The following is a 24,763-nucleotide window of genomic DNA, read 5'->3' as shown; positions in this document are numbered from 1 at the left end:
CGTCAGCGTCACCGGCTTTTTTCATGGCACAGAGGGGGCTTACTCGTGATGCGGCTCGCCGAGGAAAGTCAGCGAGGTGAACAGGCCGCGGCTTTCGATGTTGGGGTCGTTCTCTACCGGCAGGTAGACCGCCGCGCTGATGATGTTCAGCCCTTCGTTGCGCACCATCACCTGAGCGCGGCCTTCGGCATCGGTCTTGGCGCTGACCTGATGTGGCGCGCCACGGTAATCGCCGACCAGCTCGACGCCCGCCAGCGGCTTGCCGTCGGCCAGCACGCGCACGGGCAGAGGTTTGCCGGGGCCGACCTTGAGCGGATCGACTTGCGGAACGATGACCAGTTTCAGCGGTTTGAGGTCGGGCAGCTTGGCGCCCTCGCTGTAGATCGCCAGGCTGTACTTGAAGGTGTGCAGCGACTGGGTCGAGTTCGGCACCTGGCTGCGGCCCTGGTTGATCCATTGGCCTTCCGAGGTCTTTGACCAGGCACCATTGTCCAGGGCCACGCCGAGCACGGCGGGTTTCTTCAAGGGTTGCAGGCGGGCGTGATCGGCCAGGCGCTCGACGGTCACCGGAATCATTCGGCCTGCTGCGTCATAGGCCCAGGCGCCGCTGATCTTTTGTGCCTTGAAGGCATTGTCCTCGGCGCCATGGCCATAGACGACTTCGATATTGCCACGGCGCTCTTCGGTCCAGAGGCCGTGGGCCAGTGCACTGTTGCTGGCGAACAGGCCGGCGAGCAGCAGGTAGGCAGGAGTACGCATGTGAATCTCCGATTCAAAGGTTGAGGGTCAGGCTGACGCTGAGATTGCGAGGGTCGCCGGGCATTACCCAGACGTTGTTGAACGAGCGCTCGTAGTACTTGCGGTCGAACAGGTTGTTGAGATTCAGCCCCAGGCTCAGGTCCTTGCTGGCTTGCCAGCGTGCGAGCAGGTCGACCGTGGTGTAGGCCGGCAACTCGAAATCGCTGCCGGTCTGCCCGGAACGGTCGCCAACGTAGGTGATCGCGGCGCCCAGTTCGGAACCTTGCAGTGCGCCACTCTGGAACTGGTAAACGCTCATCAGGCTGGCGCTGTTGCGGGCGATGCCGAGCAGATCGCTACCTTCAGGGATGCTGTTGTCCTTGGTCACTTCGGCGTCGATATAGGCATAGGCACCGATGACTCTCACGGCCTCGCTGAGTTGGCCGGTGATCTGCAGATCCAGACCCTGGCTGCGCGCCTTGCCGGCGGCGATGCTGTCGCCGGGGTTATTCGGGTCGGCAGTCAGCACGTTTTCCTTGTCGATATGAAACAGCGCCACGGTGGCGCCGATGCGACTGTCGAGCAGGTCGAGCTTGAGGCCGGTTTCGTAGCCGAGACCCTTCTCCGGCTTGAACACCTGACCCTGAGCACCGATGGCGTTGGGTTTGAACGACATCGAGGCGTTGGCAAACACACCGACCTTTGGCGTTAGCTGATAGAGCACGCCCGCGCGCGGTGTGGCGACATCCTTGCTCTGCTCGTTGCTGACGCGGGTGCTGCGGTTCAGTGCAGTCTGTTCGAAGCGCTCCAGGCGCACGCCGAGCAGGCCGCTCCAGCGCTCGTTGAAACTGATCTGATCCTGCAGGTTGAGGGCGTAGCTTTCGGTGTGCTCGTGGAAGTCGTTGGGATTGACTATGGGCGGTTTCGGCTGCCCATAGATCGGGCTGTAGATGTCCTGGCCATAGCCCAGGCCGGTAACGCTTTGCGGGTACTTCTGGCTGTTGCGATAGTTCTCGTACTCCAGCCCCAGCAGCGTCTGATGTTGCCAGCCGGCCAGCTCGAACTGCCCATGCAGTTCGGCCTGGGTAATGCTGTCGTTCCATTCGAAGCTGCGTTCGCGGTAGAAGCGCGTGACCTGATCGCCAATCAGGCGCGAAGGTTCGGAGCTGTTGCCGTCCAGCGTGCCTTGGCTGTAATGGCTGGCCAGGCGTAGCTTCCAGGCAGCGTTCAGATAGTGCTCGAGGCTGACCTGCAGCAACTGGTTGTCGTTACGGATCTTGCCGTCATTGGGTTCGCCGAGAAAGGTCGAGCGTTTGATCGCGCCCATCTTGCCGTTGACGGCGGGAATGCCACGGTCGAACACCGATTCGGTGCGGGAAAACTCGCTGTCGATCATCAGCAGAGTGTCTGGCGATAACTGCCAGGTGAAGGTCGGGTTGATGATCTGCCGCTGGTTGCCGACGTGATCACGGAAGCTGCCGTTGTCTTCCACTGCCAGATTTACCCGCGAAAGCAGGGTGCCGTCCTCGTTCAGCGGTGTGTTGACATCGAGGCTGCTGCGGTAACGATCCCAGCGTCCGGCGCTGGCCTTGAACTGGGTGAAGGGCTCCAGTTGCGGGCGCTTGGTGACGATATTGACCAGACCGCCGGGGTCGCCACGGCCGTAGAGAGCCGCCGCCGGCCCCTTGAGTACTTCCAGGCGCTCGATGGCCGATACGTCCGGCGAGCTGTAGCTGCCGCGGTTGATGGCAAAACCGTTGCGATACAGCTCGCCGGTGGTGAAACCGCGCACGCTGTAGTTGAGGAAGGTCAGGCCGCCGAAATTGTTCTGCCGCGAGACGCCGCCAGCGAAATCCAGGGCGCGGTCGATACGGCTGCTGCCGAGATCGTCCAGCACCTGGGCGGGGACCACGCTGATGGCCTGAGGAATTTCGCTGATCGGTGTGTCGGTGCGGGTGGCACTGGATGAGCGTTTGGCGCGGTAGCCCTGCACTGGCCCATCGGCTTGTTCACTGGGGGCGCTGATGATGCTGTCGGCCAGTTTGGCCGGAGATTCAGCGGCAAGAGCGCAGGGTGTTAACAGGCTGCCGGCAAGCAAGGCGGAAGTGACGCGCAAGGGGAGGGTCTCCGGATGATTGTGGTTTATGTAATAACATTACAATAACCTCAATCGAGAAAAGTTCCCACTTGAAAATGAGCGCCGATCAGTTGCCGTTAACGGGAGGGCGAATACCGACCTCGGCGGTCAGCTGCAGCGGCTTACCGTTGCGCAGCACGTCGATGCGGATATTGTCACCAGGCGTGGTGCGTGCGACCTGATTCATCGAACGGCGACCGTCACTGGCCGGTTCACCATCGATGCTGAGAATCAGGTCGCCAGGCTGCAGGCCGGCCTTCTGTGCCGGGCCGTCGCGATAGACACCGGCGACGACGATGCCAGGACGGCCATCGAGACCGAAGGACTCGGCCAGCTCCGGCGTCAGTGGCTGCACCTCGACGCCGAGGTAGCCGCGAATCACCTGGCCATGCTCGATGATTGCCTGCATCACCTCCATGGCCAGTTTCACAGGAATGGCGAAGCCGATGCCCTGCGAGCCACCGGACTTGGAGAAAATCGCCGTGTTGATGCCCACCAGGTTGCCGTGTGCATCGATCAGTGCACCGCCGGAATTGCCGGGGTTGATCGCCGCATCGGTCTGGATGAAGTCTTCGTAGGTGTTGAGGCCCAGTTGGTTGCGCCCGGTGGCGCTGATGATACCCATGGTCACGGTCTGACCGACGCCGAAGGGGTTGCCGATGGCCAGGGTGACGTCGCCGATGCGAATGCTGTCGGAGCGTCCCAGAGTGATTGCCGGGAGATTGGGCAGGTCGATCTTCAATACGGCCAGGTCGGTTTCCGGGTCGTTGCCAATCACCCGCGCCAGGGTTTCGCGGCCGTCCTTGAGGGCGACGACGATCTGGTCGGCGCCGCTGACCACATGATTGTTGGTCAGCAGATAGCCTTCACGGCTCAGCAGTACGGCCGAGCCGAGGCTCGACTCCATGCGCTGCTGGCGTGGCAGGTTGTCGCCGAAGAAGCGGCGGAACGTCGGATCTTCGAACAGCGGATGGGCCGGTTTGCTCACCAGTTTGGTGGTGTACAGGTTGGCCACTGCTGGCGATGCAGTATCGACAGCCTCGGAGTAGGACACCGGGCCTTCCTGCAGGCGGCTGTAGAGCGGTGCTTGCACCAGTTGCACTTCCTGGCTTGGCAAACCGACCCATTGCGGGTAGCGCTGAATCAGCAGCAGTGCGAACAGCACACCGACCAGCAGGGGCCAACCGAGAAAACGCAGTGCCTGGGGCATCGAGACAATCCTGAGGGTTGCGGGGGCCAAATCCGGCCCTTAAGGTGGCGCATTATAGTGAGGTGCTCGCCAATTAGGCAGCGGCCCGCAACAGCTTGTGAGGAATCTTCATGGCCATTGCCCTGACCACGCTAGTGGAAGAAGCTGACGCTTTTCTTAACGCGTCGCGTATCAATGATTACTGCCCCAATGGCCTGCAGGTCGAGGGGCGTCCGCAGGTCAGTCGCATCGTCAGCGGCGTGACCGCCAGCCAGGCACTGATCGACGCGGCCATCGAGGCCGAGGCCGATGTGCTACTTGTGCATCATGGCTATTTCTGGAAGGGCGAGAACCCCTGTGTCATCGGCATGAGGCAGCGTCGCCTGAAAGCGCTGCTGGCCAATGACATCAGCCTGCTGGCCTATCACCTGCCGCTGGACGTGCATCCCGAGGTGGGCAATAACGTGCAGCTTGCACGGCAACTGGGCATCGTCGTCGAGGGGCCGTTGGAGCCGGAAAATCCGCGTACCGTTGGCCTCGTCGGCTCGCTGCAGGAGCCGATGAGCGCCGCCGACTTCGCCCGGCACGTGCAGCAAACGCTGGGGCGTGAGCCGCTGCTGGTGGAGGGCGATGGGCTGATTCGTCGAGTCGGCTGGTGCACGGGGGGCGGGCAGGGCTATATCGACCAGGCGATTGCTGCAGGTGTCGACCTCTACCTGACTGGCGAAGCCTCCGAGCAGACCTTCCACAGCGCGCGTGAGAATGGCGTGAGCTTCATCGCCGCCGGCCATCACGCTACCGAGCGCTATGGTGTACAGGCGCTGGGGGATTATCTGGCGCGGCGTTTCGCCCTCGAACACCTGTTCATCGACTGCCCCAACCCGATCTGAATCGCCCGTACGGGCAGGTATAACGCTAGATCGTTTCGGTCTAACCGGCGTCCTGAGTATAAGCAGACGCTGTGATAGAGTGCGCGCTCGTCCACGGCCCGCCGGCCCCACAACAGCAAACCGTGAGTAGCCATGCTCGACAAATTGACCCATCTGAAGCAGCTGGAGGCGGAAAGCATCCACATCATTCGTGAAGTGGCCGCCGAATTCGACAACCCGGTGATGCTCTATTCCATCGGCAAGGATTCAGCCGTGATGCTGCACCTGGCCCGCAAGGCGTTCTTCCCTGGCAAGCTGCCGTTTCCGGTGATGCACGTCGATACCCGCTGGAAATTCCAGGAGATGTACCGCTTCCGCGACAAGATGGTCAGCGAGATGGGCCTGGATCTGATCACCCACATCAACCCTGATGGTGTGGCGCAGGACATGAACCCCTTCACCTACGGCAGTGCCAAGCACACCGACGTGATGAAGACCGAAGGCCTCAAGCAGGCGCTGGACAAGTACGGCTTCGATGCCGCCTTCGGTGGCGCGCGTCGCGACGAAGAGAAGTCGCGCGCCAAGGAGCGCGTGTATTCCTTCCGCGACAGCAAGCACCGCTGGGATCCGAAGAACCAGCGCCCCGAGCTGTGGAGCGTGTACAACGGCAAGGTGAAGAAGGGCGAGTCGATCCGCGTCTTCCCGCTGTCGAACTGGACCGAGCTGGACATCTGGCAGTACATCTACCTGGAGCAGATTCCAATCGTGCCGCTGTACTTCGCCGCCGAACGCGAAGTGATCGAGAAGAACGGCACGCTGATCATGATCGACGACGAGCGCATCCTTGAGCACCTGTCCGATGAAGAGAAGGCGCGCATCACCAAGAAGATGGTGCGTTTCCGTACCCTCGGCTGCTACCCGCTGACCGGTGCGGTGGAGTCCACGGCACTGACGTTGCCCGAAATCATCCAGGAGATGCTCCTGACCCGCACTTCCGAGCGCCAGGGCCGCGTGATCGATCACGATGCCGCAGGGTCGATGGAAGAAAAGAAACGTCAGGGCTATTTCTGAGGATCGCGCACCATGAGTCACCAATCCGATTTGATCGGCCAGGACATTCTCGCTTACCTGGCCCAGCACGAGCGCAAGGAACTGCTGCGCTTTCTTACCTGCGGCAACGTCGACGACGGCAAGAGCACGCTGATCGGCCGTCTGTTGCACGATTCCAAGATGATCTACGAGGATCATCTGGAAGCCATCACCAAGGATTCGAAGAAAGTCGGCACCACCGGCGATGATATCGACCTGGCACTGCTGGTCGACGGCCTGCAGGCCGAGCGCGAGCAGGGCATCACCATCGACGTGGCCTACCGCTACTTCTCCACCGCCAAGCGCAAGTTCATCATCGCCGACACCCCCGGCCATGAGCAGTACACGCGCAACATGGCCACCGGCGCTTCGACCTGCGACCTGGCGATCATCCTGATCGACGCCCGCTACGGCGTGCAGACCCAGACCAAACGCCATAGCTTCATCGCGTCCCTGCTGGGCATCAAGCACATCGTCGTCGCCGTCAACAAGATGGACCTCAAGGACTTCGACCAGGGCGTGTTCGAGCAGATCAAGGCCGACTACCTGGCCTTCGCCGAGAAGATCAACCTGCGCCCGACCACCCTCGAGTTCGTGCCGATGTCGGCGCTCAAGGGCGACAACGTGGTCAACAGGTCCGAGCGCTCGCCCTGGTACACCGGCCAGTCGCTGATGGAAATTCTCGAGACCGTCGAGGTCGCTGGCGACCGCAACTTCGACGACCTGCGCTTCCCGGTGCAGTACGTCAATCGCCCGAACCTGAACTTCCGCGGTTTCGCCGGCACCCTGGCCAGCGGCATCGTGCGCAAGGGCGATGAGATCATGGCGCTGCCGTCGGGCAAGACCAGCAAGGTCAAGTCCATCGTCACGTACGAGGGCGAACTGGAGCAGGCCGGCCCGGGCCAGGCGATCACCCTGACCCTGGAAGACGAGATCGACGTCTCCCGCGGCGACATGCTGGTGCATGCCGACAACCGCCCGCTGGTCACCGACAGCTTCGAGGCCATGTTGGTCTGGATGGGCGAAGAGCCGATGCTGCCGGGCAAGAAGTACGACATCAAGCGCGCCACCAGCTACGTGCAGGGCTCTATCCCGAGTATCGTTCATCGCGTTGACGTGAACACCCTGGAGCAGGGCGCGGCCAGCGAGCTGAGGCTCAACGAGATCGGCCGGGTCAAGGTGGCACTGGATGCGCCGATCGCCCTGGATGGTTACGAGTACAACCGCACCACCGGCGCTTTCATTATCGTCGATCGCCTGACCAACGGCACCGTCGGTGCTGGCATGATCATCGCCGATCCGGTCGCTCATGGCGGCGGTCAGCATGGTCGTCTGGCGCATGTGTCGACCGAGGAGCGTGCTTCGCGCTTCGGTCAGCAGCCAGCCACCGTGCTGTTCAGCGGTTTGTCTGGAGCGGGCAAGAGCACCCTGGCCTATGCGGTCGAGCGCAAGCTGTTCGATATGGGCCGTGCTGTGTACGTACTGGATGGCCAGAACCTGCGCCACGACCTGAACAAGGGCCTGCCGCAGGATCGCGCCGGTCGCGCCGAGAACTGGCGCCGCGCCGCCCATGTAGCGCGTCAGTTCAACGAGGCCGGCATGATCGCCCTGGCCGCCTTTGTCGCTCCGGATGCCGAAGGTCGCGAGCAGGCCAAGGCGCTGATCGGTGCCGAACGCCTGGTTACCGTCTACGTCCAGGCCTCGCCGCAGATCTGCCGCGAGCGTGACCCGCAGGGGCTGTACGCCGCCGGTGGTGACAATATCCCGGGCGAAGGCTTCCCCTACGACGTGCCGCTGGATGCCGATCTGGTGATCGACACTCAGGCGCAGTCGGTCGAGGAGGGTGTCAAGGCGGTGCTGGATCTGCTGCGTAGCCGCGGCGCGATCTGACTCTCTTGCGCTGAACGAGAAGCCCTGCAGTAATGCGGGGCTTTTTCATTGCCGCCTCGCAAGGCGCCGGTCGGTTGCAGGCGCGAGCAGAGCTCGCTTCTACAATGTTTGTCCAACAAAAAGCCCCGCAATCGCGGGGCTCGGTATTTCTGGCTGGCGGGTTACTTCTTCAGCCCGTAGCTTTCGTCCAGCATGCCCGGGCCGTCGCTTTTCGGCGCGTAGTCCTTGGGCATTTCATGGTTCTTCGGCGGGGTCAGGCGCTCGCGCTTTTCGCCTGCTTCGGTGCTGTTCAGGGTGGCCAGCAGGCGCTGACGGGTCAGCTCATCCAGGGCCAAGCGGTTGGCACCGTCGGACAGGTGTTCCTGCACGTCCTGGTAGCTCTGGGTGAGTTTCTTCACCAGGCTGGCGGTGGTGTTGAAGTGGGTCACCACTTCGTTCTGGTAGGCCTCGAAGCGTGCCTGCATTTCATCCATCTGCCGCTGCGTACGGCCCGGTGCAGCATTGGGGGCCAGGCGGGCGAGCACAAAGCCCACGGCGATGCCGACCACCAGGGTCAGGGCGGGTATCAACCAGGCTGTAACGGTCTGTTCCACGAGTCCTTCCTCTCAAAACGGCTTTGCTTTACGTTAGCGGCTCGAGCCTGTGCTGTATACGACCAGAACCTGCTCAGAGTCTACTGCGCGTCGGCACTGCTGGGTTAAAAACAGGTTCGGAACGCTCATGTACAACAGTACACTGCGCTTTCTCTCCTGTTCTTGCCTTGCATTGCGCGAGCTCTCGAGACGCTGAACAGGTTCATTTGCCGCACAGGCAGTTTGCTAGACGAGTCGACCCGTTGCGGGGTCACGGAGTTCAGTGTTGCTCAGTCGCGAAACCCCTCTTTTCATTCAAGGCCCGGTGGGTCAACTCGAAGCCCTTCTGCTGGAAGTACCGGACGCCCGAGGCGTGGCGCTGATCTGCCATCCCAACCCGGTGCAGGGCGGCACCATGCTCAACAAGGTGGTGAGCACCTTGCAACGCACCGCACGTGACTGTGGATATCACACATTGCGTTTCAATTATCGCGGCGTTGGCGCCAGTGCCGGCAGCCACGACATGGGCACCGGCGAGGTGGACGATGCCGAAGCCGTCGCCGCCTGGCTGCAGGAGGAATATCCGAACCTGCCCGTCACGCTGCTGGGCTTTTCCTTCGGTGGCTTCGTCGCTGCGGCGCTGGGTGCGCGCCTGGAGGCGCAGGGGCAGGTGCCGAGCAAGCTGTTCATGGTGGCGCCGGCGGTGCATCGGCTGACCGCCGAGACGCCACCTGCCAGCCAGTGCCCGCTGGTGGTGATCCAGCCCGATAGCGACGAAGTGGTCGAGCCGCAGTCCGTGTACGACTGGTCGACCCATCTCGGGCGTGCCCATGAGCTGCTGAAAGTGGCAGAATGCGGTCACTTTTTTCACGGCAAGCTGACGGATCTGAAGGAACTCCTTCTGCCGCGTCTGTGAACGTGGCGTAGGGTGCGCACGGCGCACCCTGCGATCAATCTGGCATTCAAGGCGTCCCGCGGCCTCGGCTCGCGCGATCAGCGAAATAGTTCAAGCAAAGCGAATCTGATCATGACCACCCGTATCCTTACCGGTATCACCACCACCGGCACGCCGCACCTGGGCAACTACGCCGGCGCCATCCGTCCGGCCATCGTTGCCAGCCGCGATCCGCAGATGGATTCCTTCTACTTCCTCGCCGACTACCACGCGCTGATCAAGTGCGATGATCCAGCGCGCATCCAGCGTTCGCGCCTGGAAATCGCAGCCACCTGGCTGGCGCTGGGCCTGGATACCGACAAGGCGACCTTCTACCGCCAGTCCGACATTCCCGAGATTCCCGAGCTGTGCTGGCTGCTGACCTGCGTCGCCGGCAAGGGCCTGCTCAACCGTGCCCATGCCTACAAGGCTTCGGTGGACAAGAACGTCGAACAGGGCGAAGACCCGGATGCCGGCGTGACCATGGGCCTGTTCAGCTATCCGGTGCTGATGGCGGCGGACATCCTGATGTTCAACGCGCAGAAGGTGCCGGTCGGTCGTGACCAGATCCAGCACGTGGAAATGGCCCGCGACATTGGCCAGCGCTTCAACCATCTGTTCGGCAAGGGCAAGGACCTGTTCGTCCTGCCCGAGGTGGTGATCGAGGAAGAAGTGGCCACGCTGCCCGGCCTCGATGGGCGCAAGATGAGCAAGAGTTACGACAACACCATCCCGCTGTTCGGCACTGCCAAGCAGCTCAAGGACGCCGTGGCGCGCATCGTCACCGATTCCAAACTGCCGGGCGAGCCCAAGGATGCCGAGGGTTCGCACCTGTTCACCCTGTACCAGGCCTTTGCCAGCCACGCGCAGCAGGCCGAGTTTCGTGCCGAGCTGGAAGGCGGCCTGGCCTGGGGTGAGGCGAAGAACCGTCTGTACCAGTTGCTCGAAGACACCCTGGGCGAGGCGCGCGAGCGCTACAACGCACTGATCGCCAGGCCAGCCGATCTCGAGGACATCCTCCTCGCTGGTGCAGCCAAGGCACGCAAGATCGCCACGCCGTTCCTCGGCTCGCTGCGCGAGGCGGTGGGCCTGCGCTCGTTCCGCGAACAGGTGCAGGTCACTGCTGGCGAGAAGAAGAAAGCCGCCAAGAGCGCCCGCTTCGTCAGTTTCCGCGATGAAGACGGCAGCTTCCGCTTCCGTCTGCTCGATGCCGATGGCGAGCAACTGCTGCTGTCGAAATCCTTCGCCGATGGCAAATCGGCCGGCATGATCAACAAGCGCCTGCAATCTGGCGATCCGCTGGATGTGCGTGCCGAAGGCCAGGTGTTCTCGGTCTGGATCGACGGTGAGAGCGTGGCGAGCAGTCCCGAGTTCGCTGACGGTCAGGCGCTGGAAGATGCCATCGTCCGTCTGCGTGAGGCGCTGGCGCCGCAGGAGTGAAGTAGCCCGGATGCAATCCGGGGCGAGCTTCGCCAGTATCCCCGGATTGCATCCGGGCTACGGCCATGATTGCCAATCAACGGGGGCGTCGCTAAAGTGACGCCCCCGTTTTTACTTGCCCGGCTAACGAATCATGACCCCCTTAGAGCGTTATCAGGCCGATCTCAAGCGGCCCGACTTCTTCCATGATGCGGCCCAGGAAAATGCCGTCCGCCATCTGCAGCGTCTGTACGACGATCTGATCGCGCGCGACCAGGGCAAGTCCGGGCTGATGGGCAAGCTGTTCGGCAAGAAGCCGCAGGGGCCGGTCAAGGGCCTGTATTTCTGGGGTGGTGTCGGGCGCGGCAAGACCTACCTGGTCGATACCTTCTTCGATGCGCTGCCGTTCGAGCAGAAGATGCGCACTCACTTCCACCGCTTCATGAAGCGCGTGCACGAGGAAATGAAGACCCTCAAGGGCGAGAAGAACCCGCTGACCATCATCGGCAAGCGTTTCGCCGACGAGGCGCGGGTGATCTGCTTCGACGAGTTCTTCGTCAGCGATATCACCGATGCCATGATTCTCGCCACGCTGATGGAAGAGCTGTTCAAGAACGGCGTTTCCCTGGTGGCCACTTCCAACATCGTGCCGGATGGCCTGTACAAGGACGGCCTGCAGCGCGCGCGCTTCCTGCCGGCCATCGCCTTGCTCAAGGAGCACACCGATATCGTCAACGTCGACAGCGGTGTCGACTATCGCCTGCGCGCGCTGGAGCAGGCTGAGCTGTTCCATTTCCCGCTTGGCCAGGCAGCTGAAGACAGCCTGCGCAAGAGCTTCCAGAGCCTGCTGCCGGACTGCACCCACATGGTGGAGAACGAGGCGCTGATGATCGAGAACCGCGCGATTAACGCCGTGCGGGTGTGCGAGGACGTGGCCTGGTTCGAATTTCGCGAGCTGTGCGACGGCCCGCGCAGCCAGAACGACTACATCGAGCTGGGCAAGATCTTCCATGCGGTGATCCTGGCCAATGTCGAGCAGATGAGCGTGGCCAAGGACGACATGGCGCGCCGTTTCATCAATCTGGTGGACGAGTTCTACGACCGCAACGTCAAGCTGATCATCTCCGCCGAGGTGGAGCTCAAGGATCTCTATACCGGCGGCCGCCTGAGCTTCGAGTTCCAGCGCACGCTGAGCCGTCTGCTGGAAATGCAGTCGCACGAGTTCCTGTCGCGCCCACACCGGCCCTGAAAACTGGCGCCCACCCTGCATCGGGCGGGCGTTGCCCGGTCACTGTGGCAGCCAGCTGCGCCACAGCTCCAGCGTCTGCGCACCGTGCTCGACGATCAGTTCACCGCCATAGGTGACGATCAGCAGCGCCACGATCATTACCGTCATCGGCAGGATCCAGCGCTCATAGCGGTAGTAGAAACCCTTGTCGCGCACCTCCTCGTTGGCGGCGGCGATTTCCGCCTCGCCCACCACCTGTCTGGCCAGCAGGTGGTTCAGCGCCACGGGCGGTGACAGGTAGGCCAGTTCCATGGCCGTCAGGGCGATCATCCAGAAATGCACCGGGTGAATGCCGTTGGCATAGGCGATCGGCGCAATGGTGGCCGACACCAGGATCACCACGCCAAAGGCGTCCATCACCATGCCGATCAGGAACAGCACCACCATCAACGCGGTCAGTGCCAGCCAGATGCTCTGGAAGTCCTGCGGGATCAGCTCCATGAGGCCGAAGCGTTCGATCACCCCGCCAGTGGATACCGACAAGGCCATCAGCAAGGTCAGCGCGCCGATATGGCCGACAGTGTCGTAAGTGGCGGCGCCCACAGCCTGGGTGAAGTTGCGTTGGCTGTTGCCTTGATCGTTCTCGATGGCGCGAGCGCTCGGCGTTTCCACCAGTGACTCGCCGCGCAGCTTGTCGAAAATCAGCACCACCAGCAGGATGACTGGCAACATCACCGGCGCGGTGAACTCGTTCAGCCGGGTATCGAGCAGGTAGCTGTAGACCCAGACCACCACGATGGCGATGAGGATGTAGGGTGCCACCGGCACCAGGGCGCGGGCCATGGCGGGCATGGCGTCGCGTGGATGGGCAATGTTGATTCGTTGTTCACGCAGCACCTGCGAGGCGATGAAGAACAGCGACGAGGTCAGGACGAAAACGGCGATCCCCCAGTTGTACAGTTCGGCTGTGGTCACCTGCTTGTTCAGTGCTGCGACCACCACGATCAGCAGGCAGGGGCGCAGTACCACGCCGAGCGAGCCGGACATCGCCGAGACGGCCAGGGCGAATTGCCGGCGGCCTCCGGAGAGCAGCACTTCGCGGTAGATGATGGCCCCGGCGGCGATGACGAAGATGCCCGAGGCGCCCGTGTAGGCAGTCGGCACGGCGGCACCGATCAGGAGAATCCAGGTCAGCAGCTCCGGTGACAGACGCCAGGGGCGAACCAGATCGAGGAAGCGGTCGACCACGTTGGTCTGCTTGAGCAGCATGCCGGCCCAGATGAACAGGGCCAGGTTGAGGAAAATACCCGACAGCTCGACGAGCTGACCCAGGTAGATGGCGATGCCGCCATGGTGGCCTTGCAGCGAAAACGAGGTGAAGGAACTGATCGCCATGATGGCGTACAGCGGCGTGCAGAGCAGCGCCAGCCCCAGATTACCGCCGGGTTCGGCTTCCGCCGGTGGTTTGAGCAAGTTGTAGACGCTGATCAGGCACAGGCAGCTGAACAGTGCGATCCACAGCCCATTGAGATACGGCCTGTTCAGTGGCAGGTCGGCGTTGAGCAGGGTATGCAGGTAGTGGCTGCAGGAAAACACCAGCAAGGCATTGGCGATGACCATGCCGGCAGCCGAGACGCGGTGATCGAGCCGGCTCTTGGCGGGACGCAGCGAGATGTGGTGGTTGCGCAGGGTGGTGGTGATGCCGGCGATGGCGATGAGCAGCAGCAGGAGCAGGGCGCGGTTGTCGGTGCCGAAGCGAAAGATGCCGAAGAACGAGGTTTCCAGGCTGCGGAACAGCTTCAGTTCAGGCGTCATGTGCGCGACGACGGCCGCGTGCAGCGTATGCTGCTGCGCGCAGAGTTGAGCGGCACGTTGCAGGGCGCTGCGTTGCGCTTGCGGGTCGACCTCGGTAGCGTCGAACAGGTCGTCGATATCGCTGCTGGCCCGGGCGGGCTGCCTGGTCAGCGGAGCTTCGAGGTCGGGGGTGGGATCGCAGGTCGGGGTCACTGGATCGGCGCGCAGCATGAAGTACTGCACACCGGCAGCCGGGTCACCGAACAGACGCTCGCCCATGCGCAGAAGTTGGCCATGGAGCATCTCCCCGGTGCCTATGACCAGGGTGAGGGTCAGCAGAAGGAAGACCGGCAGGGTGGAAAGCCATTGGCCAAACAGAGGACGTTTGAACGTCTGGGTTGGCGCAGGCTGGTCATGGCTGATCATGGTCGAGGCAATGGGCATGGCAGGCTCTACGGTCGAGGCGGAGTCCGGGGGCGTGCCCCCGTTTCGTTATTGTTATTCGAGGTTCTGGGCGCACTCGGCATCGGCTGAGTCGATCTGGCAGCGCACGCGCTTCATCACCGCCATCATGCGTTTGTCATAGATGCCTTCCTCGGTCAGCGAAATACGCGCCTCACGCAGCATCACGCTGTACTTCTCCATGTCCTCGGGCGGAATGTCGATCCAGTAGTGACTGTCGATCTCGCTTTCCGATTGCGTGATGATGTCCATGGCGCGGCTGTACTGGCTGAGGGCGAACTCGCGAGATTGCTGCCCGAAGCCTTCGGGGAAACGGTCAGGACGGATGACCAGCTGGTAGGTCAGTTGCAGCACCGGGAAGCGCGCCACGCCGCCGCGTTCACCCATACCCTTCTGCAGTTCCAGCGGTTTGTAGGCCGCCGCCGGCGCACCGACCACATCCACCGAGCCGTTATTGAACTTGCCGGCGAAGTTGGTGACATCGGAGGCGACTGGTTGAGCGCCGATCCGCTGCACCATCTTCGCCTGTGCATTGTCGTAGTCCATGATCGCGAACTTCTTGCCCGACAGTTTGCTGATGTTGTCGATGGTGCGGTCGTTGACGAACAGGTAGGCCGCGCCCATGGGCACGATGCCCGCCACTTCATAGGGGCCGTTGAGCATGAACTTGCTGGCCTTGGCTGAGCTCAAGGTGGTGATCACTGTTTCCAGTGCCTGGTAGCTGGGCAGGGCACCCAGTGCTTCCAGGCTGCCGGTGAATCCGTTGAACTGACGGGCGCGCAAGCCCATGATCATCACGCCATCGCATTGCCCGGCCTTGAAGTCTTCTGCAGCGATTTTCTCGTCGGTGTAGGGCTTGAGTTCGAGGCTGGCGCCGAAATGGTTGGCAGCCAGTTGGTAGTCCTTCATCAGGCTGTAGATGTCGCCCTGGGCACCGAGGATGTCGAACACGCAGATCCTCTGAGCGAAGGCCTGGGGGGAGGCGCCCAGTGCCAGACAGAGCAGAGCGAGGGCGGCTAGGTTGGAACACTTCATGGCGGATACTCCGGATCGTGCTGCTGAGGCGGGAAGGCTTGTGACGATCTGACTAGAGCAGGTCGTCGATCTCGATGCCGGTATCGACCGGCTGTTGCTCGTCCCAGAAACGCAGCAGGCCGCCGATTGGAGTGCGTGTACCGGCATTGGTCGTCCAGTAGCGATCGGCATTGTTCATGACGGTGCTGCTGCTGATGGCATCGACCTGGGCATAGGGTTCGTTGAGCTTGAAGCTGCTGTTCGCCGCTTCGGTCGCGCCGAAGGCCCGCAGCGCGCTGCGCAAGTGCTGCTCGTCGTTCTTCGCGGTGGCGGAGATCGCGTAGAGGGCATGGGCCAGGCGTACGCCGTGACGCTCACCGATCTGTCGCGACTGCTCAAGCACCTGCCAGGGGTTCTGCCCCTCACCGCTGCCTGGCAGCATGTTCCAGACCAGGGCACGTGCCGCCATCGGGGCGCCCCACCACTTCTCATTGTCCAGGCAGCTCATGGCGCGCTCGGTCTTGGCCGCGATGTCCTTGGGTACGCCGACGGCGTTCTGCGAGTTGATGTCGTTCTGGATGGCTTGCAGTCCCTGGATCAGGCCTAGCAGGTAGATCAGTTCGTCGAGATCCTTGTCGAAGGCCGGGCAGCTATCGCCGATGCGGATATCGAAGCGCTTCTCGTAGTAGCTGGCGAAGTTCTGGTACGACTGGTATTGGCGTCGTGCCGCCAGTTCGGCATAGCGCTTCTGGGTGATGCGTGCGTCCTGTGCCTCTTCGACCTGCTTGCTGCGTGAGGCGCGCAGATAGCGCAGCTCCTGCTCGAAGGCGGTCTGCTCGGCACAGGTCGCGGCGGTGAGGTAGAGCAGGGTCAGCAACTGTTGGTTGTCGGCACCCATGCCGCTGGTGGACTGGATGAGTGCGGCGACGGACGCGCCGGAATAACAGGCCATGTCGGCGTCATGGCTTTCGAGCATGGGGCCGACCAGGTTGTTTTCCATGAAGCGCAGCGATTGGTCGGCACCGAAGCGTTTGATCGGGGTGCAGGCTGTCAGTAGCACCAGCGATGCAATGGCACACAGGCACAGCGCACGAGAGGCTCCCATGGCGTTCTCCATCGTTATTGTTGTTGTAGAGGCGCATCCAGCGCACGTTCTTGTGTGTCTGCCACGCGCAAGCGGGCCGACCACGTAAGCACTCTACTGGCAGCGGGTTGGGCTGATACCCAATCTTCTGGTGGGTGTGGCGGAGCGGTAGACAGGTTGTCTAGTGCAGGGCGTTACCGAATCGCCGCAGGCGCGGCGAATGGCGCCTGCGCGATTTCACTGGGGCTGCTGCTGAAACTGGCGGCGATAGTGGTTGGGGGACAGCCCCGTGTGCTGGCGGAACAGGCGCGCGAAGAAGCTGGCATCGTCGTAGCCGATCTCGTAGCTGACGGTCTTGATGCTCTTGCGGGTGGAAGATAGCAGACTCTTGGCGGTTTCGATGCGCAGGCGTTGCAGGTAGTGCAGAGGCTTGTCGCCGGTGGCACCCTGGAAACGACGCATGAAGTTGCGGATGCTCATGCCGTGCTCGCGGGCCACGTCCTCGAAGCGGAACTTGTCGGCATAGTGCTCCTCCAGCCAGTGCTGGATCTGCAGCACGGTGACGTCCTGGTGCAGCTTCTGGCCGCCGAAGCCGATGCGTCCTGGCGTATAGCTGCGCTGTACCTCGTAGAGAATGTCGCGCGCCACGCCCTGAGCCACGCCGGCGCCGCAATAACGCTCGATCAGATAGATATAGAGGTCGCAGGCCGACGTGACGCCGCCTGCACAATACAGATTGTCTGCATCGGACAGGTGCTTGTCCTGATTGAGCAGTACTTTGGGAAAACGCTCGGAAAATTCGCGGAAGAAGCGCCAGTAGGTGGTCGCTTCCTTGCCGTCGAGCAGACCGGCTTCGGCCATCCAGAACACCCCGCTGGCCTCACCGCAGATCGCCGTGCCGCTGGCATGCTGGCGTTTGAGCCAGTCCAGCACCTGTGGATAACGACGACTGAGTGCGTCGAAATCGTCCCAGAAGGCGGGCAGGATGATCACGTCGCAGCTGTCCAGGCCGCCGTCTACTGGCACCTTGACCTTGCTGAAGCTGTTCACGGGCAACCCATCCGGGCTGACCAGATGGATGTCGAACGGCGGTTCGAAGCCCAGACCCTGCTGCTTGGCATAGCGAATGCCAGCCATGTGGAAGAAGTCCTTGGCTTGCATCAGGGTGGAGGCGAAGACGCCGTCGGTGGCGAGAATGCTGACGCGGCGTAACGCCGTACGCGGCTCTGGAATAACCATAAGTATTTATTCTTGTTCAAGGCTAAGTGGTCATGCAGCGGCTGGATCGTCTTATTTTTTGGCGCTTGTGTCCAGTGCGACCAAGCGTTTGCTTGGCTAAAGTCGAGGCCATGCTTTTTCTCCCGCCTCAGACACAGGTAGCGCCATGATCCCCAGAACTCTATTCAGCTCCGACCATGAACTGTTTCGCGACAGCGTGCGCAAGTTTCTCGAGCAGGAAGCCGTGCCTTATCACCACCAATGGGAGAAGGACGGGCATGTCGACCGCGCGCTATGGAACAAGGCGGGCGAGGCGGGGATGCTGTGTTCGCATGTCCCGGAGGAGTACGGCGGCATGGCGGCCGACTTCCTCTACAGCACCGTGGTGATCGAGGAGATCGGGCGCCTGGGACTGACCGGCATCGGTTTCTCGCTGCATTCGGACATCGTCGCGCCCTACATCCTGCATTACGGCAGCGAGGCGCAGAAGCAGCATTACCTGCCCAAGCTGTTCAGCGGCGAGATGGTCACGGCCATCGCCATGACCGAACCGGGTGCGGGTTCCGACCTGCAGGGCGTGAAGACCACCGCCGTACTCGATGGCGACGAGTACGTGATCAACGGCTCGAAGACCTTCATCACCAATGGCTGGCTAGCCGATCTGGTGATTGTCGTGGCCAAGACCGATCCCAAGGCCGGCGCCAAGGGCACCAGTCTGTTTCTGGTCGAAGCCAATACGCCCGGCTTCTCCAAGGGCAAGCGCCTGGAGAAAGTGGGTATGAAGGCTCAGGACACCTCCGAACTGTTCTTCCAGGACGTGCGCGTACCCAAGGAGAATCTGCTGGGCCAGCCGGGTATGGGCTTCGCCTACCTCATGCAGGAGCTGCCGCAGGAGCGCCTGACCGTCGGCATCGGCGCCCTGGCTTCGGCGGAAGCGGCGCTGCAGTGGACGCTGGATTACACCCGTGAACGCAAGGCTTTCGGCAAGGCCGTGGCGGACTTTCAGAACACTCGTTTCAAGCTCGCCGAAATGGCGACGGAGATTCAGGTCGGTCGGGTGTTCATCGACCGCTGCCTGGAGCTGCACCTTGCGGGCAAGCTCGATGTGCCGACGGCAGCGATGCTCAAGTACTGGACTACCGATCTGCAGTGCAAGGTGCTCGACGAGTGCGTGCAGTTGCACGGCGGTTACGGTTACATGTGGGAATACCCGGTGGCGCGCGCCTGGGCCGACGCGCGGGTGCAGCGCATCTACGCTGGCACCAACGAGATCATGAAGGAAATCATCGCTCGTTCACTGGTGTAAATCCGTAGGGTACGCTGTGCGCACCTGCAACGCTGAGGTGCTTGTCGGTGCGCACGGCACACCCTACGTGGTGCGTCAGGGCGCGGGGTTGGGTTGCGACTTGTGGATCGCCTCGATGCCGGCGAGCACTTCTTCGGAGAGCTTCAGCTCGGCGCTGGCCAGGTTGCTGTCCAGTTGCTCCAGGCTGGTGGCGCCAATGATGTTGCTAGTCACGAAGGGCTGCGCGGTGACGAAGGCCAGGGCCATCTGCGCCGGATCCAGACCGTGCTCGCGAGCCAGGGCCACGTAGCGTGAGCAGGCTGCTTCCGACTGCGGGTTGGTGTAGCGGGCAAAGCGGCTGAACAGGCTGATGCGTGCGCCGGCCGGGCGAACGCCGCCTTCGTATTTCCCGCTGAGCATGCCGAAAGCCAGTGGTGAGTAGGCCAGCAGGCCGCACTGCTCGCGAATCGCCACTTCCGCCAGACCTACCTCGAAGCTGCGGTTGAGCAGGTTGTAAGGGTTCTGGATCGACACGGCGCGCGGCCAACCACGGCTTTCGGCCAGTTGCAGGAACTTCATGGTGCCCCACGGGGTTTCGTTGGACAGGCCAATATGGCGGATCTTGCCAGCCTTGACCTGCTCGTCGAGCACTTCCAGGGTTTCTTCCAGAGGCGTGAACTCAACGTCCTTGTGCTTGTAGTCGAGTTGGCCGAAGAAGTTGGTCGGCCGCTCCGGCCAGTGCAGTTGGTACAGATCGATCCAGTCGGTCTGCAGGCGCTTGAGGCTGGCGTCCAGTGCGTTGACGATGTGTTGGCGGTTGAACTTCAGTTGGCCGTCACGGATGTGCGAGATGCCGTTGCCGGGGCCGGCGATCTTGCTGGCCAGAATCCAGTCGGCGCGGTCGCCACGTTGCCTGAAGTAGCTGCCGATGATCTGTTCGGTCTTGCTGTAGGTTTCGGCGCGCGGTGGCACCGGGTACATCTCTGCGGTATCGATGAAATTGATGCCGCTGGCCTTGGCCCGCTCGATCTGCGCATGGCCTTCGCTCTCGCTGTTCTGCTCGCCCCAGGTCATGGTGCCCAGGCACAGTGCGCTGACATCGAGATCGGTTCGGCCTAGCTTGCGGTATTCCATGATTGACTCCTTCGGCAAAAGAGTCATACAAGCAGGTTGAAATTTTTTTCGCAATCAGGATAATTCGGCACCTCTTTCTGCGGTGGAAGTGATGCGCCGCCTGCCGAAGAATCTTGCCGTATTGTGGACGCGCTGACCCGAGCCCCCGATAGCGTCCGTATGCGGCTGCCTTTGACTTGTCAAAGTACGCACTATCCAGTAAGATCCGCCGTCTATTTTTGCTGGGCGGCCCCTGAGGCTATAAAGAATGAAAACTTTTACTGCTAAACCGGAAACAGTAAAACGCGACTGGTTCGTCGTTGATGCTGCTGGCAAGACCCTGGGTCGTCTGGCCACCGAAATCGCGAGCCGTCTGCGTGGCAAGCACAAGCCTGAGTACACCCCGCACGTTGATACTGGCGACTACATCGTCGTTATCAATGCCGAGCAGGTGCGTGTAACTGGTGCCAAAGCCAGCGACAAGAAGTACTACTCCCACTCCGGTTTCCCGGGCGGCATCAAAGAGATCAACTTCGAGAAGCTGATCGCTCGTGCTCCTGAGCGCGTGATCGAGACTGCGGTCAAAGGCATGCTGCCGAAGAACCCGCTGGGTCGCGACATGTACCGTAAGCTGAAGGTGTACAAGGGTGCAGTCCACCCGCACACTGCTCAGCAGCCCCAAGAACTGAAGATTTAACGGAATAGTTCATTATGTCGGCGACTCAAAATTACGGCACTGGCCGTCGCAAGACCGCAACCGCGCGCGTTTTCCTGCGTCCGGGCACTGGTAACATCTCGATCAACAATCGCGCCCTGGATACTTTCTTCGGTCGCGAAACCGCTCGCATGGTAGTGCGTCAGCCGCTGGAGCTGACCGAGACCGTCGAGAAGTTCGACATCTTCGTCACCGTTGCCGGTGGTGGTGTCAGTGGTCAAGCTGGTGCCATCCGTCACGGTATCACCCGCGCTCTGATCGAGTACGACGAAACCCTGCGTAGCCCGCTGCGTAAAGCTGGTTACGTTACTCGTGACGCCCGTGAAGTCGAGCGTAAGAAAGTCGGTCTGCGTAAAGCGCGTAAGCGTCCGCAGTACTCGAAGCGTTAATCGCGACTACGCTTCCCAAAGCGCCCAGTTTCCTTACGGAGCTGGGCGTTTTTTATGGGCGTGGCAAATTGCTGCGACAACGTGCCGCATACGCGTAAGCCGCGTCTTCCAAGGCTTTCGCCAGTCTCTTCGGGGGTAATTACCTTGTCAGAAAAGGGGCTTTTCTTTACCATTTGGCGAATTTTTTGCGCGGCCCGATTTTTACTTAGTAGAGGCCTGAACAACAGGCCACAAAGCTGATGGGAGACGACTGAATGAGCAATGACGGCGTGAATGCAGGCCGGCGTCGCTTCCTGGTTGCAGCCACCTCCGTGGTGGGTGCAGCAGGAGCGGTAGGTGCTGCGACTCCGTTCGTGGGGTCATGGTTCCCCAGTGCCAAGGCCAAGGCGGCCGGTGCACCGGTGAAGGTGAACGTCAGCAAGATCGAGGCAGGTCAGCAGATGGTTGCTGAGTGGCGCGGTCAGCCGGTGTTCATCGTGCGCCGTACCGAGGAGATCCTGGCCAATCTGACCAAGATCGAAGGCAGTGTCGCCGATCCCGAGTCCGCTGCCTCCGTGCAGCCGGAGTACGTGGACAAGAAGACTCGCTCGATCAAACCAGAGCTGCTGATTCTGGTAGGTCTTTGCACTCACCTGGGTTGTGCGCCGTCCTTCCGCCCGGAGGTAGCCCCGGCTGACCTGGGTCCGGACTGGGTGGGTGGCTATTTCTGCCCTTGCCACGGTTCGCGTTACGACCTCGCCGGTCGCGTGTACAAGTCGCAGCCTGCACCGCTGAACTTGCCAGTGCCGCCGCACACCTACGAAACGGATGATGTGATCATCATCGGTGTGGACCAGGAGAAAGCGTGATGAGCAAATTCATGGAATGGGTGGATGCGCGCTTCCCCGCCACCAAGATGTGGGAAGACCATCTCTCCAAGTACTACGCCCCGAAGAACTTCAACTTCTTCTATTTCTTCGGCTCGCTGGCTCTGCTGGTGCTGGTCAATCAGATCGTTACCGGTATCTGGCTGACCATGAGCTTCGAACCTTCGGCTGAAGGTGCTTTCGCCTCCGTCGAATACATCATGCGTGACGTCGAGTACGGCTGGATCCTGCGTTACCTGCACTCCACCGGTGCCTCTGCGTTCTTCGTGGTGGTCTATCTGCACATGTTCCGCGGTCTGCTTTACGGCTCCTATCAGAAGCCGCGCGAGCTGGTGTGGATCTTCGGCATGCTGATCTACCTGGTGCTGATGGCCGAGGCCTTCATGGGTTACCTGCTGCCGTGGGGCCAGATGTCCTACTGGGGCGCCCAGGTGATCATCTCGCTGTTCGGTGCCATTCCGGTCATCGGTGACGACCTAACCCAGTGGATTCGCGGTGACTACCTGATCTCCGGTATTACCCTGAACCGCTTCTTCGCCCTGCACGTGATCGCACTGCCGATCGTTCTGCTTGGCCTGGTCGTGCTGCACATCCTGGCGCTGCACGAAGTAGGTTCGAACAACCCTGACGGCGTGGACATCAAGAAGTTCAAGGACGAGAACGGTGTGCCGCTCGATGGCATCGCCTTCCACCCTTACTACACCGTGAAAGACATCGTCGGCGTAGTGGTGTTCCTGTTCGTGTTCTGCTTCGTGGTGTTCTTCTTCCCGGAAATGGGCGGTTACTTCCTCGAGAAGCCGAACTTCGAAGCCGCCAACCCGTTCAAGACCCCTGAGCACATCGCCCCGGTTTGGTACTTCACGCCGTTCTACGCGATTCTGCGTGCGGTGCCGGACAAGCTGCTCGGCGTAATCGCCATGGGCGCAGCCATTGCCGTTCTGTTCGTGCTGCCCTGGCTCGACCGTAGCCCGGTCAAATCCATGCGCTACAAGGGCTGGATGAGCAAGATCTGGCTGGTGGTGTTCTGCATCTCCTTCGTCATCCTGGGCGTGCTGGGTGTGCTGGCGCCGACCCCGGGTCGTACCCTGCTGTCGCAGGTGTGCACCTTCCTGTACTTCGCGTACTTCATCCTGATGCCGTTCTACACCAGGATGGAGAAGACCAAACCGGTTCCGGAAAGGGTGACTGGCTGATGAAAAAGCTCTTTGCTGCATTTGTTTTCGCTGCGCTGCCGGCCCTGGCCATGGGTGCTGCCAGCAACTACCCGCTGGACAAGGTCGATATCGACCTGACCGACAAGGCTGCCATGCAGGATGGCGCGCGTACCTTCGCCAACTACTGCATGGGTTGCCACTCGGCTCAGTATCAGCGTTATGAGCGTGTTGCCGATGACCTCGGCATCCCGCACGAAATCATGCTGGACAACCTGGTGTTCAACGACGCCAAGATCGGTGACCACATGAAGATCGGCATGAAGCCGGATGACGCCAAGGCCTGGTTCGGTGCAGCTCCACCTGATCTGACCCTGGTCGCTCGTGTGCGTGGCAATGACTGGCTGTACACCTACCTGCGCACCTTCTACGCAGACCCGAGTCGTCCGCTGGGCGCCAACAACAAGGTGTTCCCGAACGTGGGTATGCCCAACGTGCTGGTCGGTCTGCAGGGTAACCAGGTCATCGGCTGCAAGCAGGTTCAGGTCATCACCGACGGCAAGAAGCAATTCGACCCGCTGACTGGTGCACCGATCACGCACGAGGCCTGTGATCAGTTGACCGTCGAGGAGAAGACCGGCGCGCTGAGCGAGGCCGAGTTCGACGAGAAGGTGAAGAACCTGGTGACCTTCCTGGCCTATTCGGCCAACCCGGTCAAGCTGAAGTCCCAGCGTATCGGCACCTATGTGCTGCTGTACCTGGCGTTCTTCTTCGTGTTCGCCTACCTGCTCAAGCGTGAGTACTGGAAGGACGTGCATTAAGCCGTTGCAGTTCTCTGCCTACACCTGCGCGCCCCTATGGGCGCGCAGGTTTTTGTGCCCTGCCATTCCGAGTGACCACCTTGCGGTGTCGTCACTTGCAACTTCAAGAATTGCCCTGGGCAATTTTTCGTGTTTCTGCAAAATCAAAACAAGCGAGGAGGATCGCCATGGCGGTGACCAATAGGTTGACCTGCTACTCCGACCCCGCCGACCACTATTCCCATCGCGTGCGTCTGGTGCTCGCCGAGAAAGGTGTCAGCGTCGAGATCATCGATGTCGAGCAGGGTCGTTGTCCGCCCAGGCTTGCCGAGGTCAATCCCTATGGCAGTGTGCCGACGCTGGTCGATCGTGACCTGGCGCTGTACGAATCGTCCGTGGTGATGGAATATCTGGACGAGCGCTACCCGCATCCGCCTTTGCTGCCTGTCTATCCGGTTGCTCGCGCCAACAGCCGTCTGCTGATGCACCGCATCCAGCGTGACTGGTGTGTGCTGGTCGACCGTATTCTCGACAAGCGCAGCAAGGAGGCCGAGCGCCAGTTGGCGCGAAAGGAGCTGCGCGAGAGTCTGACCGGTGTATCGCCGCTGTTCGCGGACAAGGCATTCTTCCTCAGTGACGAGCTGAGCCTGGTGGATTGCTGCCTGCTGCCCATTCTCTGGCGTCTGCCTGTCCTGGGTATCGAACTGCCGCGTCCGGCCAAGCCTTTGCTTGACTATATGGAGCGTCAGTTTGCTCGTGAGGCCTTTCAGGCCAGTCTTTCTGCTGCCGAGCGCGCGATGCGCTGAG

General features: G+C 61.5%; 22 protein-coding genes. 13 read left to right on the top strand and 9 right to left on the bottom strand.

All coding sequences use genetic code 11. The annotated features are described in order from the left end of the window. Window positions 1–39 precede the first annotated feature (39 nt). The 3 genes from INS93_RS01125 to algW all read right to left on the bottom strand — a co-directional run bounded on the left by INS93_RS01125 (window position 40) and on the right by algW (window position 4,085). On the bottom strand, window positions 40–759 hold the full coding sequence (locus tag INS93_RS01125; protein WP_192979988.1) for a DUF4198 domain-containing protein: 720 nt from the start codon (window positions 757–759) through the stop codon (window positions 40–42). 13 nt (window positions 760–772) lie between these two features. After that, the gene (locus INS93_RS01120) at window positions 773–2,854 is read right to left on the bottom strand and encodes a TonB-dependent siderophore receptor (RefSeq protein WP_192979987.1); all 2,082 of its coding nucleotides are present in this window, start codon (window positions 2,852–2,854) and stop codon (window positions 773–775) included. An 88-nt stretch (window positions 2,855–2,942) separates the two neighbouring features. After that, window positions 2,943–4,085 carry a Do family serine endopeptidase AlgW gene (gene algW / locus INS93_RS01115; RefSeq protein WP_160019481.1) on the bottom strand — a complete coding sequence of 381 codons (1,143 nt, stop codon included), beginning with the start codon at window positions 4,083–4,085 and terminating at the stop codon, window positions 2,943–2,945. 110 nt (window positions 4,086–4,195) lie between these two features. Here algW and INS93_RS01110 point away from each other — a divergent pair, with 110 nt between their 5' ends. The 3 genes from INS93_RS01110 to cysN all read left to right on the top strand — a co-directional run bounded on the left by INS93_RS01110 (window position 4,196) and on the right by cysN (window position 7,912). Next, the gene (locus INS93_RS01110; RefSeq protein ID WP_192979986.1) at window positions 4,196–4,954 is read left to right on the top strand and encodes a Nif3-like dinuclear metal center hexameric protein; all 759 of its coding nucleotides are present in this window, start codon (window positions 4,196–4,198) and stop codon (window positions 4,952–4,954) included. Window positions 4,955–5,086: 132 nt separating this feature from the next. Continuing rightward, entirely contained in the window at window positions 5,087–6,004 is a 918-nt protein-coding gene (cysD, locus tag INS93_RS01105) for a sulfate adenylyltransferase subunit CysD (RefSeq protein ID WP_192979985.1), read from the top strand. A 12-nt stretch (window positions 6,005–6,016) separates the two neighbouring features. After that, window positions 6,017–7,912, top strand: coding sequence for a sulfate adenylyltransferase subunit CysN (cysN, locus tag INS93_RS01100; protein ID WP_192979984.1), 1,896 nt, complete (start codon window positions 6,017–6,019; stop codon window positions 7,910–7,912). Between the two features lie 161 nt (window positions 7,913–8,073). On the opposite strand, the gene INS93_RS01095 is transcribed toward cysN, so the two are convergent. Continuing rightward, complete coding sequence (locus tag INS93_RS01095) at window positions 8,074–8,505, bottom strand: YhcB family protein (RefSeq protein WP_160019485.1); 432 nt, start codon at window positions 8,503–8,505, stop codon at window positions 8,074–8,076. 265 nt (window positions 8,506–8,770) lie between these two features. On the opposite strand from INS93_RS01095, the gene INS93_RS01090 reads away from it, so the two are divergent. The 3 genes from INS93_RS01090 to zapE all read left to right on the top strand — a co-directional run bounded on the left by INS93_RS01090 (window position 8,771) and on the right by zapE (window position 12,086). After that, window positions 8,771–9,400, top strand: coding sequence for an alpha/beta hydrolase (locus tag INS93_RS01090; RefSeq protein WP_160019486.1), 630 nt, complete (start codon window positions 8,771–8,773; stop codon window positions 9,398–9,400). A gap of 111 nt (window positions 9,401–9,511) precedes the next feature. Continuing rightward, window positions 9,512–10,858, top strand: coding sequence for a tryptophan--tRNA ligase (locus tag INS93_RS01085; RefSeq protein ID WP_192979983.1), 1,347 nt, complete (start codon window positions 9,512–9,514; stop codon window positions 10,856–10,858). Between the two features lie 133 nt (window positions 10,859–10,991). After that, window positions 10,992–12,086 carry a cell division protein ZapE gene (gene zapE, locus INS93_RS01080; RefSeq protein ID WP_192979982.1) on the top strand — a complete coding sequence of 365 codons (1,095 nt, stop codon included), beginning with the start codon at window positions 10,992–10,994 and terminating at the stop codon, window positions 12,084–12,086. A gap of 39 nt (window positions 12,087–12,125) precedes the next feature. Here the strand turns inward: zapE and INS93_RS01075 are convergent, their stop codons facing one another. The 4 genes from INS93_RS01075 to INS93_RS01060 form a co-directional block, all read right to left on the bottom strand. Then, complete coding sequence (locus tag INS93_RS01075; protein WP_192979981.1) at window positions 12,126–14,303, bottom strand: TRAP transporter large permease subunit; 2,178 nt, start codon at window positions 14,301–14,303, stop codon at window positions 12,126–12,128. Between the two features lie 54 nt (window positions 14,304–14,357). Beyond that, on the bottom strand, window positions 14,358–15,356 hold the full coding sequence (locus INS93_RS01070) for a putative solute-binding protein (protein ID WP_192979980.1): 999 nt from the start codon (window positions 15,354–15,356) through the stop codon (window positions 14,358–14,360). A gap of 52 nt (window positions 15,357–15,408) precedes the next feature. Then, a complete protein-coding gene (locus INS93_RS01065; RefSeq protein WP_192979979.1) occupies window positions 15,409–16,440 on the bottom strand; it encodes a hypothetical protein in 1,032 nt (343 codons plus the stop codon). A 216-nt stretch (window positions 16,441–16,656) separates the two neighbouring features. Further along, a complete protein-coding gene (locus INS93_RS01060) occupies window positions 16,657–17,556 on the bottom strand; it encodes a GlxA family transcriptional regulator (RefSeq protein ID WP_178094761.1) in 900 nt (299 codons plus the stop codon). Between the two features lie 247 nt (window positions 17,557–17,803). Here INS93_RS01060 and INS93_RS01055 point away from each other — a divergent pair, with 247 nt between their 5' ends. After that, the gene (locus INS93_RS01055) at window positions 17,804–18,943 is read left to right on the top strand and encodes an acyl-CoA dehydrogenase family protein (RefSeq protein WP_192979978.1); all 1,140 of its coding nucleotides are present in this window, start codon (window positions 17,804–17,806) and stop codon (window positions 18,941–18,943) included. 75 nt (window positions 18,944–19,018) lie between these two features. Here the strand turns inward: INS93_RS01055 and INS93_RS01050 are convergent, their stop codons facing one another. Next, window positions 19,019–20,056 carry an NADP(H)-dependent aldo-keto reductase gene (locus INS93_RS01050; protein ID WP_192979977.1) on the bottom strand — a complete coding sequence of 346 codons (1,038 nt, stop codon included), beginning with the start codon at window positions 20,054–20,056 and terminating at the stop codon, window positions 19,019–19,021. A gap of 247 nt (window positions 20,057–20,303) precedes the next feature. On the opposite strand from INS93_RS01050, the gene rplM reads away from it, so the two are divergent. The 6 genes from rplM to INS93_RS01020 all read left to right on the top strand — a co-directional run bounded on the left by rplM (window position 20,304) and on the right by INS93_RS01020 (window position 24,762). Continuing rightward, window positions 20,304–20,732: a 50S ribosomal protein L13 gene (gene rplM, locus INS93_RS01045; protein ID WP_017678951.1), complete on the top strand. Its 429-nt coding sequence runs from the start codon at window positions 20,304–20,306 to the stop codon at window positions 20,730–20,732. Between the two features lie 14 nt (window positions 20,733–20,746). Beyond that, window positions 20,747–21,139 carry a 30S ribosomal protein S9 gene (gene rpsI, locus INS93_RS01040; RefSeq protein WP_106738907.1) on the top strand — a complete coding sequence of 131 codons (393 nt, stop codon included), beginning with the start codon at window positions 20,747–20,749 and terminating at the stop codon, window positions 21,137–21,139. Between the two features lie 254 nt (window positions 21,140–21,393). Then, window positions 21,394–21,987: a ubiquinol-cytochrome c reductase iron-sulfur subunit gene (gene petA, locus INS93_RS01035; RefSeq protein WP_160019495.1), complete on the top strand. Its 594-nt coding sequence runs from the start codon at window positions 21,394–21,396 to the stop codon at window positions 21,985–21,987. Next, window positions 21,987–23,198: a cytochrome b gene (locus tag INS93_RS01030; RefSeq protein ID WP_160019496.1), complete on the top strand. Its 1,212-nt coding sequence runs from the start codon at window positions 21,987–21,989 to the stop codon at window positions 23,196–23,198. Before petA ends, INS93_RS01030 begins: the two co-directional genes overlap by 1 nt. Continuing rightward, window positions 23,198–23,977, top strand: a complete 780-nt coding sequence (locus INS93_RS01025) for a cytochrome c1 (RefSeq protein ID WP_192979976.1) — start codon at window positions 23,198–23,200, stop codon at window positions 23,975–23,977. Before INS93_RS01030 ends, INS93_RS01025 begins: the two co-directional genes overlap by 1 nt. Window positions 23,978–24,144: 167 nt before the next feature. After that, window positions 24,145–24,762, top strand: coding sequence for a glutathione S-transferase N-terminal domain-containing protein (locus INS93_RS01020; protein WP_192979975.1), 618 nt, complete (start codon window positions 24,145–24,147; stop codon window positions 24,760–24,762). Window position 24,763: the final 1 nt, after the last annotated feature.

This window comes from Pseudomonas sp. EggHat1 (assembly GCF_014892995.1).
Taxonomy (GTDB): Bacteria; Pseudomonadota; Gammaproteobacteria; order Pseudomonadales; family Pseudomonadaceae; genus Aquipseudomonas; species Aquipseudomonas chaetocerotis.
This window is presented reverse-complemented; position numbering and strand designations above follow the sequence as displayed.

Coding starts and splice junctions, on each gene's coding strand:
- cysN (WP_192979984.1), top strand. CDS start 6,017: ATGAGTCACCAATCCGATTTGATCGGCCAGGACATTCTCGCTTACCTG.
- rpsI (WP_106738907.1), top strand. CDS start 20,747: ATGTCGGCGACTCAAAATTACGGCACTGGCCGTCGCAAGACCGCAACC.
- INS93_RS01025 (WP_192979976.1), top strand. CDS start 23,198: ATGAAAAAGCTCTTTGCTGCATTTGTTTTCGCTGCGCTGCCGGCCCTG.
- INS93_RS01020 (WP_192979975.1), top strand. CDS start 24,145: ATGGCGGTGACCAATAGGTTGACCTGCTACTCCGACCCCGCCGACCAC.
- INS93_RS01030 (WP_160019496.1), top strand. CDS start 21,987: ATGAGCAAATTCATGGAATGGGTGGATGCGCGCTTCCCCGCCACCAAG.
- INS93_RS01110 (WP_192979986.1), top strand. CDS start 4,196: ATGGCCATTGCCCTGACCACGCTAGTGGAAGAAGCTGACGCTTTTCTT.
- algW (WP_160019481.1), bottom strand. CDS start 4,085: ATGCCCCAGGCACTGCGTTTTCTCGGTTGGCCCCTGCTGGTCGGTGTG.
- INS93_RS01065 (WP_192979979.1), bottom strand. CDS start 16,440: ATGGGAGCCTCTCGTGCGCTGTGCCTGTGTGCCATTGCATCGCTGGTG.
- petA (WP_160019495.1), top strand. CDS start 21,394: ATGAGCAATGACGGCGTGAATGCAGGCCGGCGTCGCTTCCTGGTTGCA.
- INS93_RS01060 (WP_178094761.1), bottom strand. CDS start 17,556: ATGGCTGGCATTCGCTATGCCAAGCAGCAGGGTCTGGGCTTCGAACCG.
- zapE (WP_192979982.1), top strand. CDS start 10,992: ATGACCCCCTTAGAGCGTTATCAGGCCGATCTCAAGCGGCCCGACTTC.
- rplM (WP_017678951.1), top strand. CDS start 20,304: ATGAAAACTTTTACTGCTAAACCGGAAACAGTAAAACGCGACTGGTTC.
- INS93_RS01125 (WP_192979988.1), bottom strand. CDS start 759: ATGCGTACTCCTGCCTACCTGCTGCTCGCCGGCCTGTTCGCCAGCAAC.
- INS93_RS01070 (WP_192979980.1), bottom strand. CDS start 15,356: ATGAAGTGTTCCAACCTAGCCGCCCTCGCTCTGCTCTGTCTGGCACTG.
- INS93_RS01055 (WP_192979978.1), top strand. CDS start 17,804: ATGATCCCCAGAACTCTATTCAGCTCCGACCATGAACTGTTTCGCGAC.
- INS93_RS01085 (WP_192979983.1), top strand. CDS start 9,512: ATGACCACCCGTATCCTTACCGGTATCACCACCACCGGCACGCCGCAC.
- INS93_RS01075 (WP_192979981.1), bottom strand. CDS start 14,303: ATGCCCATTGCCTCGACCATGATCAGCCATGACCAGCCTGCGCCAACC.
- INS93_RS01050 (WP_192979977.1), bottom strand. CDS start 20,056: ATGGAATACCGCAAGCTAGGCCGAACCGATCTCGATGTCAGCGCACTG.
- cysD (WP_192979985.1), top strand. CDS start 5,087: ATGCTCGACAAATTGACCCATCTGAAGCAGCTGGAGGCGGAAAGCATC.